This window comes from Acidocella sp., assembly GCF_013044125.1.
Classification (GTDB): domain Bacteria; phylum Pseudomonadota; class Alphaproteobacteria; order Acetobacterales; family Acetobacteraceae; genus Acidocella.
In genome coordinates this window covers 1-12517 of record NZ_JABEVC010000060.1, presented here as the reverse complement: position 1 = coordinate 12517, position 12517 = coordinate 1, and the positions used below count along the sequence as shown (strand labels likewise).

The 12517-nt window shown below is 61.0% G+C and carries 11 protein-coding genes; 5 read left to right on the top strand and 6 right to left on the bottom strand.

The features are described from left to right. Nucleotides 1-144: 144 nt before the first annotated feature. The 6 genes from fdhA to HKL97_RS03460 form a co-directional block, all read right to left on the bottom strand. Complete coding sequence (gene fdhA / locus HKL97_RS03485; RefSeq protein ID WP_291422712.1) at nt 145-1344, bottom strand: formaldehyde dehydrogenase, glutathione-independent; 1200 nt, start codon at nt 1342-1344, stop codon at nt 145-147. Between the two features lie 49 nt (nt 1345-1393). Further along, nucleotides 1394-2695 carry a serine hydroxymethyltransferase gene (glyA, locus tag HKL97_RS03480; protein ID WP_291422711.1) on the bottom strand — a complete coding sequence of 434 codons (1302 nt, stop codon included), beginning with the start codon at nt 2693-2695 and terminating at the stop codon, nt 1394-1396. A gap of 212 nt (nt 2696-2907) precedes the next feature. Next, complete coding sequence (gene choV, locus HKL97_RS03475; RefSeq protein WP_291422710.1) at nt 2908-4137, bottom strand: choline ABC transporter ATP-binding protein; 1230 nt, start codon at nt 4135-4137, stop codon at nt 2908-2910. Then, nucleotides 4134-4994: a choline ABC transporter permease subunit gene (gene choW, locus HKL97_RS03470; protein ID WP_284257971.1), complete on the bottom strand. Its 861-nt coding sequence runs from the start codon at nt 4992-4994 to the stop codon at nt 4134-4136. The genes choV and choW overlap by 4 nt, the downstream gene beginning before the upstream one ends. A gap of 115 nt (nt 4995-5109) precedes the next feature. Further along, a complete protein-coding gene (gene choX / locus HKL97_RS03465) occupies nt 5110-6075 on the bottom strand; it encodes a choline ABC transporter substrate-binding protein (RefSeq protein ID WP_291422709.1) in 966 nt (321 codons plus the stop codon). A gap of 122 nt (nt 6076-6197) precedes the next feature. After that, nucleotides 6198-6449, bottom strand: coding sequence for a hypothetical protein (locus HKL97_RS03460; RefSeq protein WP_291422708.1), 252 nt, complete (start codon nt 6447-6449; stop codon nt 6198-6200). On the opposite strand from HKL97_RS03460, the gene betB reads away from it, so the two are divergent. The 5 genes from betB to HKL97_RS03435 all read left to right on the top strand — a co-directional run. Beyond that, nucleotides 6448-8556 carry a betaine-aldehyde dehydrogenase gene (betB, locus tag HKL97_RS03455; RefSeq protein ID WP_291422707.1) on the top strand — a complete coding sequence of 703 codons (2109 nt, stop codon included), beginning with the start codon at nt 6448-6450 and terminating at the stop codon, nt 8554-8556. The two genes, HKL97_RS03460 and betB, sit on opposite strands and share 2 nt — an antisense overlap. Before the next feature lie 18 nt (nt 8557-8574). Beyond that, the gene (gene betA, locus HKL97_RS03450; protein ID WP_291422706.1) at nt 8575-10236 is read left to right on the top strand and encodes a choline dehydrogenase; all 1662 of its coding nucleotides are present in this window, start codon (nt 8575-8577) and stop codon (nt 10234-10236) included. Between the two features lie 184 nt (nt 10237-10420). Further along, on the top strand, nt 10421-11674 hold the full coding sequence (locus tag HKL97_RS03445) for a sarcosine oxidase subunit beta family protein (RefSeq protein ID WP_291422705.1): 1254 nt from the start codon (nt 10421-10423) through the stop codon (nt 11672-11674). A gap of 28 nt (nt 11675-11702) precedes the next feature. Continuing rightward, the gene (locus tag HKL97_RS03440; RefSeq protein WP_291422704.1) at nt 11703-11996 is read left to right on the top strand and encodes a sarcosine oxidase subunit delta; all 294 of its coding nucleotides are present in this window, start codon (nt 11703-11705) and stop codon (nt 11994-11996) included. Next, on the top strand, nt 11993-12517 hold a 525-nt coding region (locus HKL97_RS03435; protein ID WP_291422703.1), incomplete at its 3' end, for a 2Fe-2S iron-sulfur cluster-binding protein. The genes HKL97_RS03440 and HKL97_RS03435, both read left to right, overlap by 4 nt.

Sequence of the window (12517 nt, the reverse complement as noted above, 5' to 3'; positions counted from 1 at the left end):
CACCGCCTCCCATCAATCAAATCAACGGGAAACACCGAATCATAACTCACCGCGTCGGGGGAATCCCGGGAGAGTCAGAAAATTCGGCAGCTGGTATAAAAGGATAAGCCGGAGCAGGTGAATGCTCCGGCTTTGGTAACTCGCTCAGGCTGCCGAGAGCATCTGGTGCGGATCGATAACGAATTTTTTGGGCGCGCCAGCATCGAACTCGGCATAGCCCTTGGGGGCGTCGTCAAGTGAAATGATCTGCACGCCGACGATATCGGCGATTTTGATGCGGTCCCATAAAATCGCCTGCATCAGCGCGCGATTATACTTAAGCACCGGGGTCTGGCCGGTGTAGAAGCTGTGCGATTTGGCCCAGCCGAGGCCAAAGCGGATGCTCAGCGCCCCCTGTTTGGCGGCTTTGTCGGCGGCACCAGGGTCGTCGGTGACGTAGAGGCCGGGAAAACTGATCTTGCCGGCCGGGCGCGTCACGTTCATCAGCGAATTCAGCACGGTGGCCGGGGCCTCGTGCTGGGCGCCGTCATGGCCGTGGCCGCGTGCCTCGAAGCCGACCGCATCGATGGCGCAATCCACTTCGTCAGTGCCCAATATCTGCGCGATCTGCTCCGAGAGCGAGGCGTCCTTGGAGAGATCGACTGTTTGGAAGCCCACTTTGGCGGCGTGGACCAGACGCACCGGATTGACATCGCCGACGATAACCACCGCCGCGCCGAGCAACTGCGCCGAGGCTGCCGCCGCCAGGCCGACCGGACCGGCACCGGCGACGTACACCGTGCTGCCAGGGCCGACGCCAGCCGTCACCGCGCCATGGAAGCCGGTGGGCAGAATATCGGAGAGGCATGTCAGATCCCTGATTTTGGCCATGGCCTGCGCCCGGTCGGGGAATTTAAGCAGGTTGAAGTCAGCATAGGGCACCATGACATATTCAGCCTGCCCGCCGATCCAGTCGCCCATGTCAACATAGCCATATGCGCCGCCGGCGCGTGCCGGGTTGACCGTGAGGCAGACGTTGCTGTGCTGCTCCTTGCAGGAGCGGCAGCGCCCGCAGGCGACATTGAAGGGCACCGAGACGAGATCGCCCTTTTGCAGGGTCTCCACATCGCGGCCCACCTCGATCACTTCGCCGGTGATCTCGTGGCCGAGGATCAACCCGGCCTGCGCGGTGGTGCGCCCGCGCACCATGTGCTGGTCGGAGCCGCAGATGTTGGTGGAAACGACCTTGAGAATGACGCCATGTTCCGCCCGGCGCCCGCGCGGGTCTTCCAGCTTGGGGAAGGGGATTTTCTGGACTTCGACTTTTCCTTGAGAGATGTAAGCAACGCCTCTGTTACCTGTCATGTGACCTCCTGATTATGGTTCTGGATAGCGGGGCGGGTGCCCCATCCGGTTAGCGCGGGTAGATGGGAAAGCGGGCGCACAGCGCGTGGACCTGGGCGGCGACCGCGGCTTCAACGGCGGCGTTGGTGCCGTCGTTGGAGTGGGCGAGGCCCTCGACCACATGGTTGATCAGCCGCCCGACCTCGCGGAACTCCGCGACGCCGAAACCGCGCGAAGTGGCGGCCGGGGTGCCCAGGCGAATGCCGGAGGTGATGAACGGCTTTTCCGGGTCAAACGGGATGGCGTTTTTATTCGCGGTGATGTGCGCGCGTTCCAGGCTGGCTTCGGTGCTCTTGCCGGTCACGCGCTTGGGCCGCAGATCGACGAGCATCAGATGGCTGTCAGTCCCGCCGGAGAAAATGTCCAGGCCCTCGCCAGCCAAGGTTGCGGCCAGCGCCTTGGCATTCTCGACCACGGCCTGCTGATAAACCCGAAACGATGGTTGCAGCGCCTCGCCGAATGCGACCGCCTTGGCGGCGATCACATGCATCAGCGGCCCGCCCTGCAGGCCGGGGAAAATCGCCGCGTTGATCTTCTTGGCGATTTCTTCATGGTTGGTAAGCACCATGCCGCCGCGCGGGCCGCGCAGGGTTTTATGCGTGGTGGTGGTGACGGCATGGGCGTGTGGCAACGGCGATGGATAAATGCCGGCCGCGACCAGCCCGGCGAAATGCGCCATGTCCACCATGAAATACGCGCCGACTTCATCAGCGACGGCGCGGATGCGCGCGAAATCTATAAAGCGCGGATACGCCGAGCCGCCGGCGATGATCAGCTTGGGCTTGTGCGCGCGTGCGAGAGATTCCAATTCCTCGTAGTCGAGCAGGCCGTCTTCGCGGCGTACGCCGTATTGCACGGCGTTGAACCATTTGCCTGACATGTTGGGTGCCGCGCCATGTGTGAGATGCCCGCCGGCGGCGAGGCTCATGCCCAGAATGGTGTCGCCCGGCTTAATGAGGGCCAGAAACACCGATTGGTTGGCTTGGCTGCCGGAGTTGGCCTGCACATTGGCGAAGTTGCACGCAAAGAGTTTTTTGGCTCGCTCGATCGCCAGGGTTTCGGCGAGGTCGGCCGGGCCACAGCCGCCATAATAGCGCTTGCCGGGGTAACCCTCGGCGTATTTATTGGTCAGCACCGAACCTTGCGCCTGCATCACGGCGGCGGAGACGATGTTCTCCGAGGCGATGAGCTCGACGCCATCCTGTTCGCGGCGCAACTCGGCGTTGAGGATGCTGGCCATTTCAGAGTCAGCTTGCGCCAGCTGGGCCGAAAAGAAGTGCTCCAGCTCTTGGGTGGGATAGGGTGTCGTCATGATGAGAGGTTCAACTCCAGGTTAAGGGCAAAATTCAGGCATACCGGCGATGCGGGGCAGCGCGGAAGGATTTGCGAGAGTGCGATGACTCCGGATTGACCCGCTTTTGCGGGCCGAGTTGCAGTCTCAATCGCCCTCTATCTTTGTAATTCAGAGGCGGATTCAGACATGAGATGAAATCACGCAGCGATTCCATCTCATGTCATCTGGTTCTAGACAGCGGCCGGGACGGTGGGTATTCTTCTGTTTTTTCCAGATATTGCCTGCAATATATCCTTGATTCGGCAGATGCCGACGATTTTTCCATTATCATGGATGAGCGCCGGACGGTCGGATATTTGTTGTGCATTTACAACATTTTTCAGCGGCATTTCAGGCGGCACGCAAGCAATGAAATCAGCCGGTGCGCCGGGAAAATTCTCACCCTCGGCACAGGCAAAGGGAATGGTCCGGCCGCCGCAGGTAACACGCCGCAGCCTGTCCTCGCGGTCGAGCTCCAGGGTGTAGTCCGCGCCGCAGTGGAATGCGATGCTGTTTCCTTGGCGGGCGAAATCGCCGAGCGGGAGCATGACGGAGGCGGCCGTGAGCGCATTGAGCGGGTTCATGTGCTGCACGAACTCGGCCACATAATCGTTCTTCGGCCGCAGGATAATATCTTCCGGGCGGCCGGTCTGCACAATGCGCCCGCCTTCGAGAATGGAGATATGGTTGCCGATTTTTAGCGCTTCATCCAGGTCGTGGCTGACAAAGAGGATGGTCTTTTTCAGGCGCTTCTGCAGTGAGAGCAACTCATCCTGCAGTTTGGTGCGGATCAACGGGTCAAGTGCCGAGAAGGGTTCGTCCATCAGCAGAATATCGGCATCGGTCGCCAGCGCGCGGGCCAGGCCGACACGTTGCTGCATGCCGCCTGAAAGTTCGCTGACATAGCGATCCGCCCATTGCGTCAGCCCGACCAGTTCGAGTTTTTCATCGACGGCAGCTTTATAGTCGCGCGGCTTGAGCCGGCGCAGTTCCAAGCCGAAGCCGACATTTTCGCGCACGGTCTTCCACGGCAGCAGCGCGAATTGTTGAAACACCATGGCCACGCTCTCGGTGCGCAGCTTGCGCAGCATTGCGGCGCTGGGCTGGGCGGCATCGAGCATGCCATCCTTGTGCTGTACGAGAATTTGTCCGCTGGTCACCTGGTTCAACCCGTTCACGGCACGCAGAAGCGTCGTCTTGCCGGAGCCGGAGAGGCCCATGAGCACGGCGATTTCGCCTTTTTCAACCGTGAGGTTGGCATTGCCGACACCCAGGACCGCCTTGGTTGAGGCGATGATCTCGGCCCGGCTCTTGCCCTGGCGGATTTCCTCGATAACCTTGGCCGCCTTGATACGATCTGATTTTTTATTGCTGACACCGAAGACGATGTTAACGTCGATGAACTGGATGGCGATGCTCATGATTGACTCGTCTTATCTTCAGATGGACGGAATACACGGTCGAGGATGATGGCGAGAATGACGATGGCAAGGCCGGATGTGAAACCCTCACCGATCTGGACGGTTTCCATGGCGTCGACCACCGGCTCGCCCAATCCGCCCGCGCCAACGAGTGCGGTGATCACCACCATCGAGAGGCTGAGCATGATAACCTGGGTAAGGCCGGCAAGGATCATCGGCCGGGCGGCGCGCAGTTCAACCTTCAGCAGGAGTTGGGTCTTCGTCGCGCCGAATGCCTGGCCTGCCTCGATGAGCGGGCGGGGCACGGAAGAAATGCCCAGATAGGTCAGACGTATCGGCGTGGGCAACACGAAGACGATGGTGGAGATAAGGCCAGGCACGGTGCCCAGGCCGAAGAGCACCAGCGTGGGGATGAGGTAGACGAAGGTTGGCAGCGTCTGCATGAGGTCAAGCACCGGATGCAGGATGCGATAAAGCCAGGGGCGGTGCGCCGCGGCGATGCCGATGGGCACGCCGATGAGCATGCAGAAAAATGTGGCGTAGAGGATCAGCGCCAATGTCAATACGGTATCAGACCAATACCCCTGGTTCATTACAAACACCAGGGACAGGCCGACAAACAGCGCGAGCTTCCAGGATTTGCGCGTAAACCACACCGCGGCGACGAATATGCCGATCAGCAGCGGGCCCGGTATATCAAGCAGGAGGTTTGCTGTGTTGTCCAGCAGAAAGCCGAGGCCGTCGGAAATGACGTTGAAAAAACCGGCGGCGTTGGTTTTGATAAAGTTGATGTACCAGATGGCCCACGGGCCGACGGGTATCTGATTTGCCGTAATCCATGTTTCCAACGCGTTCAAGGTATCGGCCTCCATAGCATCCATAAACCCCATGTGCTGCACGCAACGAGGGCGGTTTAAGTCAATAGCACCGCGAGGTCAGCGCCAGGCGCGCTGGCGCCAACCTCGCGCACGCTCAGTTAGCCAGTGCGCTGGTGACAGCCGCAAGCCCCGGCTGGCCTGTGGTAGTGACCACGTTGGCAAGCTCGGCCTGCACCCATGCCGGGTTGGCCTTCAACCAGGTCTTGGCGACGTCATCGGCCTTCTCGCCTTTGATCTGGATTGAATACATCATCGCGTTCTCGGCATCGATCGGCAAGTTGAAATTCTTCAGCATGGTGCCGACATTCGGGCACTGCGCCGCATAGCCGTGCCGGGTGTTGATGTAGATTTTGGCAGCCCCCTCATTGGGGCCGAAGAATTCATGGCCGCCGCTCAGGTACTGCAGGCTGTAGGTCACGTTCATCGGCTCGGGCTCCCAGCCGAGGAAGACAATCGCCTTCTTCTGCGGATACAGCCGCGCAACTTCGGAGAGCATGCCAGCCTCGCTCGACTGCACGAGGTGGAATTTGCCCAGGCCGAACTTGTTCTCCTGGATCATCTTCAGGATATGCTCATTGCCGTCGTTGCCCGGCTCGATGCCGTAGATGTTGTAGTTGAGCTGCGCGCCGAATTTCTGGATGTCGGCGAAGGATTTCAGGCCTTCGTTATAGAGATATGTCGGCACCACGAGGGTATATTTGGCGCCGGTCAGGTCGGGGCCCATTACATCGATTGTGCCGGCCTTCTCATAGGGGTCGGTGATGGAGTCCATCGAGGGCGTCCAGTCATCCAGGAAAATATCGAGCTGGTTGTTCTGCAACCCGGCGTAGGCGACCTCTTCGGCGAAGAGGGTGCTCTTGGGGGTGTAGCCCAGCGCGGTCAGAATATTCGAGAACACGGCATTCTGCACTTCATTGTCGGTCCAGCCGATATCGGCCATGCGGACAGTCTGGCAGGATTGCGGATCAGTAGCGGCGTGCGCCGCGGTGGCGGGGGCCGTGGTCAGGCCCAGACAAAGAAAACCTGCGGCAAGCGTTGGGGCGAGGGATGTTTTTTTCACGAAGCGTCCTTTCAAGCGGAGTGGGAAATAAGCGGTTTTGGCCGCGGTTCTGGTGCCGCGCGTTTAGCCGGAAGAGGCAGTTCAGAGGAGACTAAATGGCCGTTCAAGTAAGATTCATGTCCTTAAAGCGAGAATACCGATAGTCCGGCTTTTTTGTTTTTCACTGCTGTTTTTAGCCTTGTAAGCCCTATCATCGGCATTGGGGCGATACTTACTTGCGCGATTCCGACGCATGACTTGAATGAAATAGAAAAATGCGACGAAAAAGAGGCGGATAAATATTTTTGTTTTTTTCTGTTGATTGGTTGTTCAATTACGTGTTTTCTGTGGGAAAGCAAACAAGCAAAAACTTCGCGGCTGCTGCGTGAAATCATGATAGGGGTCATCACCATTACTACATTAGTCCAGCAAAACAACGGCTCAACTGAAGATTCGCGGCGCGGACAGATCATTGATGCGGCGATAGATACCATCGCCGAGCTTGGTTATGTGGGGACCACGCTGGCGCAGATCGCGGCGCGCGGGGGCGTCTCGGCGCCGCTGATTTCGCACTATTTTCACGACAAAAACGGCCTGATGGAGGCTGTGTTTCGCAAGTTGGTGCAGCGTGTGGCGCGTGGCGTGGTGGTGCGCCAGGGGCGGGCGCAGACACCGCGCGCGCAGATTCAGGCGGTGATCGACGCCAATCTGGCGCCGGAAGAGTTTGACAGCCGCACCGGCATTGCCTGGCTGGCTTTCTGGGGGCAGGTGATACATATACCGCAGTTTCGCCGGATTCAGGTGGTGTATCAGAGCCGGATTCTCAGCAATCTGCGCCACGCGCTGCGGCCGCTCGTGCCGGCGCATGAGGTGCCCGAAACAGCGGCGATGATCGCGGCGATGATCGACGGGGTTTGGCTGCGGGCGACCTTGTCGGACTGGAGCGAGACGAACAGCGATTCGGCGCGGCTGATGGTAAGCCATCAGGTGGATATGACGCTCGCCGCCGCGCAGGGGAAAATGCAGATTTTGCAGCGCGCCACGGGGCAGGTGCAAAAGAACTTCATCAACGGCGGGTTCGTCAATGCGGTTGGGGGGGAGACTTTCGAGACGCGCAATCCGGCAACCGGGGTGGTGCTGAGCATAGTGGAAATTGCCGGCGCGCCTGAGATTGAGCAGGCGGTGGCGGCGGCGCGGGCGGGCCAGCGCATTTGGGCGCGGATGACCGGCGCGCAGCGCGGGCGTGTGCTGAACGAGGCGGCGCGCCTGTTGCGGGCGAAGAACGGCGAACTCGCCATGCTCGAGACGCTCGACACCGGCAAGCCGATTCAGGAGACCAGCGTTGTCGATGTTGCCTCCGGCGCTGATTGCCTGGAATATTTCGCAGGCATCGCCAGCGGCCTTGCCGGTGAACAGGTGGACCTCGGTCCCGCCGCCTTTGGCTATACAAGGCGTGAGCCGCTGGGGATTGTGGCTGGCATCGGCGCGTGGAACTACCCGCTGCAGATCGCCTGCTGGAAGGCTGCTCCCGCGCTGGCCTGCGGCAACGCGATGATCTTCAAACCCGCCGAGATGACGCCGCTCACCGCGCTGCGTTTGGCGGAAATCTTCAAGGAGGCTGGTCTGCCCGATGGGGTTTTCAACGTGGTGCAGGGTTTCGCGGCTACCGGGCGGATGCTGACGCAGCATCCCGGCATCCATAAAATCTCCCTTACCGGCGAGGTTGGCACCGGCCGCGCGGTGATGGCCGATGCTGCCGCGTCGCTCAAGCATGTGACCTTGGAACTAGGAGGCAAGTCGCCGCTGCTGGTGTTTGAGGACGCCGATCTCGACAATGCCGTCTCCGGCGCGTTGTTGGCGAATTTTTATTCAGCTGGTGAAGTCTGCTCAAACGGCACGCGCGTGTTCGTGCATGAGCAGGTGCGCGCTGAATTCCTGCGGCGGTTGAAGCTGCGCACCGAGGCGATGCGCGTGGGCGATCCTCTGGACCCGGCGACCCAAGTGGGCGCGCTGATCTCACCGGCGCATATGAACAAGGTGCTCTCCTATATCGAGGCCGGAAAGGCCGAAGGCGCGGCACTGGTGACCGGCGGCGCCCGCGCCATGGCCGGGGCGCTGGCGCAGGGCTGCTTTGTGGAGCCAACGATCTTCGCTGATTGCCACGACGAGATGAAGATCGTGCGCGAGGAGATTTTCGGCCCCGTGATGTGTGTGCTGAGCTTCCGTGATGAGGACGAAGTGGTTGCCCGGGCGAATGCGACACGCTTTGGCCTCTCGGCCGGCGTGTTCACGCAGGATCTGACGCGCGCGCACCGGGTGATCGCGAATCTGGAGGCAGGCACCTGCTGGATCAATCATTTCAACGTCACGCCGATCGAGCTTCCCTTCGGCGGTGTCAAGCAATCCGGCCTGGGCCGGGAGAACGGCAAGGCCGCGATCGAGCATTATACGCAGATCAAGAGCGTCTATGTGGCGCTCGAAAAGATCGACGCCCCTTACTGAGTTTTTTGGGATTTTGTGATGGTTTCTGAACAATTTGACTATATCATCGTCGGCGCGGGTTCCGCCGGTTGCGTGCTGGCCAACCGCCTCTCGGCGGAGGAAGGGGTTTCGGTGCTGTTGCTGGAATACGGCGGGTCAGACCGCTCGATCTTCATCCAGATGCCGAGCGCCTTGTCGATTCCGATGAACATGCCGAAATACAACTGGTTCTACGAGACCGAGCCGGAACCGCATCTCAACAACCGGCGGATGCACACGCCGCGCGGCAAGGTGATCGGCGGGTCGTCCTCGATCAACGGGCTGGTCTATATCCGCGGCAACCCGCTCGATTTTGACGGCTGGGAAGAGCTGGGCGCGAAAGGCTGGGCCTATCGCGACGTGCTGCCCTATTTCAAACGCGCCGAGACGCGCGCCGAGGGCGGGGATGCGTATCGCGGCGGCGATGGCCCGTTGCACACGCAATATGGGCCGCTGAAAAACCCCCTTCATAAAGCCTGGCTCGATGCCAGCGCCCAGGCGGGTTATCCGATGACCGGCGATGTCAACGGTTTCCAGCAGGAAGGCATGGGGCGCATGGATATGACCGTGTACAAAGGCACGCGCTGGAGTGCGGCGAATGCCTATCTGCGGCCGGTCCGCCACCGCAAGAATCTGGAGATTCGCGCCCAGGCGCTGGCCACGCGCGTGTTGTTCACCGGCGGGCGCGCCAGCGGGGTTGCCTACCGGCAGGGTGATTTGGACAAAACCGCCATGGCCCGGCGCGAGGTGATCCTGGCCGGCGGGCCGATCAACTCGCCGCAGTTGCTCAAGCTCTCTGGTGTCGGCCCGGCGGCGGAGTTGCGCGCGCATGGCATCGAGGTGCTGGCGGACCGCCCCGGCGTGGGCGAAAACCTGCAGGACCATCTGGAGTTCTACTTTCAGGTGGCGTGCAAACAGCCGGTGACGCTGTATTCCTCGATGAATCCGCTGGCCAAGGCGATGATCGGCCTGCGCTGGCTGCTGCGCCGCGACGGTCTTGGCGCCACCAATCATTTTGAGAGCTGCGGCTTCATTCGTTCGCGCAGCGGGATTCGCTACCCGAACATCCAGTATCATTTCCTGCCGCTGGCCGTGACATATGATGGAAAATCCCTCGCTACCTGCCACGGATTCCAACTGCATGTGGGGCCGATGCGCTCGAAAAGCCGCGGCCATGTCAGGTTAAAATCAAACAACCCGCTGGAGAAGCCAGAAATTCTGTTCAACTATATGAGCCATCAGGAAGATTGGGAGGAGATGCGCGCCTGCGTGCGGCTGACACGCGAGATCGTGGCGCAGAAGGCGTTCGACCCGTATCGCGGCGAGGAGATGCAGCCTGGCGCTGGTGTGGTCAGCGACGAGGCGATCGACGATTTCATCCGCGCCAAGGTGGAGAGCGCCTACCACCCCTCCTGCACCTGCAAGATGGGCAGTCCCGGCGACCCGATGGCGGTGGTGGACCCGCAAACCAGGGTGATCGGGGTCGAGGGGCTGCGGATTGTGGATTCCTCGATCATGCCGCGGGTGACAACGGGAAATCTCAACGCCCCAACCATCATGATCGGCGAGAAGGGCGCGGATTTCATTCTCGGCAAGCCCCAGCTTGCGGCTTCCAACGCGCCCTATTTCGTGGCGCCGGACTGGGAGCGCGCACAACGCTGAAATCACGGATAAATCCGCCAGACCATCAAAGCCGCCCGGTTTGCCGACCGGGCGGTTTTTTAGTGCCCGCGCCATGCCGCGCGGTGGGGCTGATGTCGCATATATTCAACCCCTGCGCCGAGTTTGTGCGCGCTGCGGGCTGGGCTTGCGGGCAGGCTTCAACTTCAACAAGAGGCAATTATAAATGCAGCGTTTTTCCGCCTTCGCTTTGGTCAAACACGCGCTCTCCGGGCATCAGCACTGGCAGCCGCAATGGCGCGACGCCACGCCGAAACCTGCCTATGACGCGGTGATCGTCGGCGGCGGCGGGCATGGCCTGGGTGCGGCCTATTACCTGGCCAAGGAGCATGGGCTGCGCAACATCGCGGTGCTGGAAAAAGGCTGGATCGGCGGCGGCAACACCGGGCGCAACACCACCATCATCCGCTCGAACTATCTCTTTGATGAAAGCGCCGCACTTTATGACCACGCGCTGAAGCTCTGGGAGGGGCTGTCGCAGGATATCAACTACAACGTGATGTTCTCACAGCGCGGCGTGCTGATGCTGGCGCATAACGTGCACGATGAGCAGTCGTTCAAGCGTCATATCCACGCCAACCGGCTGAACGGTGTGGACAATGAATGGCTGACGCCCGCGCAGGCCAAGGAATTCTGCCCGCCTTTGAATATTTCCGGCAATATGCGCCATCCGGTTCTGGGGGCCGCGCTGCAGCGGCGCGCGGGCACCGCGCGGCACGATGCCGTGGCCTGGGGCTATGCGCGCGCGGCGGATGCGCTGGGTGTCGACATTATTCAGAACTGCGAGGTCACCGCCATCCACCGCGATGCGTTCGGCCATGTCACCGGCGTTACGACCAGCCGCGGCGAGATCGCGACCCGCAAAATCGGCGTCTCGGCGGCTGGCAACAGCTCGGTGGTGATGGGCATGGCCGGGCTGCGCATGCCGCTTGAGAGTTTTCCGTTGCAGGCGCTGGTCTCCGAGCCGATCAAGCCGATTTTCCCTTGCGTGGTGATGTCCAACACCATCCATGCCTACATGAGCCAGTCGGACAAGGGCGAGCTGGTGATCGGCGCGGGAACGGATGCCTATACCTCCTACACCCAGCGCGGCGCGCTGCATATTTCCGCGCATACGCTGGAGGCGATCTGCGAATTATTCCCTGATTTCCGGCGTATGCGGATGCTGCGCAACTGGGGCGGTATTGTGGATGTCACGCCTGACCGCTCCCCGATCATCGCCAAAACCCCGGTGCCGGGCCTGTATGTGAATTGCGGCTGGGGCACGGGCGGCTTCAAGGCGACGCCAGGGGCCGCGCATCTGTTCGCCTGGACCATCGCCCGCGGCGAGCCGCACACGATCAACGCGCCGTTCAACCTCGAACGCTTCGCGCGGGGCATGCTGATTGACGAAGCCGCCGCCGCCGCCGTGGCGCATTAGTTTTAATTTTTCCATAAAGGCCGTAAATATGCTGCTGATTACTTGCCCTTTCTGCGGACCGCGCCCAGAGCTGGAATTCGGCTATGCCGGCGAGGCGCATGTGGTGCGCGCGCAGGACCCGCGCGAAGTTTCTGATTCGCAATGGACTGAATATCTCTACCAGCGCAGCAATGTGCGCGGGGTGCATGCCGAGCGCTGGCGCCATGCGCATGGCTGCGCGCAGTTCTTCAATGCCCTGCGTGATACCACGACCGATCATTTTGTCGCGACCTACCGGATCGGCGAGAGCAGACCGGATGCGGCGGTGGAGGCGGGGCGATGAGCCAGAATTTCCGTCTCCCTACCGGCGGGCGAGTCAACCGCGGCAGAACAATCAACTTCACGTTTGATGGCAGGCGCATGAGCGGGCTGGAGGGCGATACGCTGGCCTCGGCGCTGCTGGCAAATGGCGAGCATCTTGCCGGGCGCTCGTTCAAATATCACCGTCCGCGCGGCATTTTATCGGCGGGCCCCGAGGAGCCGAATGCGCTGGTCGGCGTGGGCGCGGATGAGGGGCATTACAGCCCGAACCTGCGCGCCACGCAGGTAGAGCTGTTCGAGGGACTGGTGGCGGAAAGCCAGAACCGCTCGCCATCGCTGCGATATGACTGGGCTGGTGTGAACAACCTGATCTGGCGCTTTATTCCCGCTGGTTTCTACTACAAAACCTTCATGTGGCCGCGCGGCGCGTGGACCAAATTTTTCGAGCCGCGCATCCGCGCGATGGCCGGGCTGGGCCGCGCGCCAAAGGCGCCGGATGCCACGACCTATGCGCAGCGCTACGCGCATTGCGATGTGCTGATT

Bases quoted from the DNA above. Each gene is read 5' to 3' on its own strand.
- fdhA (WP_291422712.1), bottom strand. From the start codon at position 1,344: ATGACAGGTAACAGAGGCGTTGCTTACATCTCTCAAGGAAAAGTCGAA.
- glyA (WP_291422711.1), bottom strand. From the start codon at position 2,695: ATGACGACACCCTATCCCACCCAAGAGCTGGAGCACTTCTTTTCGGCC.
- choV (WP_291422710.1), bottom strand. From the start codon at position 4,137: ATGAGCATCGCCATCCAGTTCATCGACGTTAACATCGTCTTCGGTGTC.
- betB (WP_291422707.1), top strand. From the start codon at position 6,448: ATGATAGGGGTCATCACCATTACTACATTAGTCCAGCAAAACAACGGC.
- HKL97_RS03460 (WP_291422708.1), bottom strand. From the start codon at position 6,449: ATGATTTCACGCAGCAGCCGCGAAGTTTTTGCTTGTTTGCTTTCCCAC.
- betA (WP_291422706.1), top strand. From the start codon at position 8,575: ATGGTTTCTGAACAATTTGACTATATCATCGTCGGCGCGGGTTCCGCC.
- HKL97_RS03445 (WP_291422705.1), top strand. From the start codon at position 10,421: ATGCAGCGTTTTTCCGCCTTCGCTTTGGTCAAACACGCGCTCTCCGGG.
- HKL97_RS03440 (WP_291422704.1), top strand. From the start codon at position 11,703: ATGCTGCTGATTACTTGCCCTTTCTGCGGACCGCGCCCAGAGCTGGAA.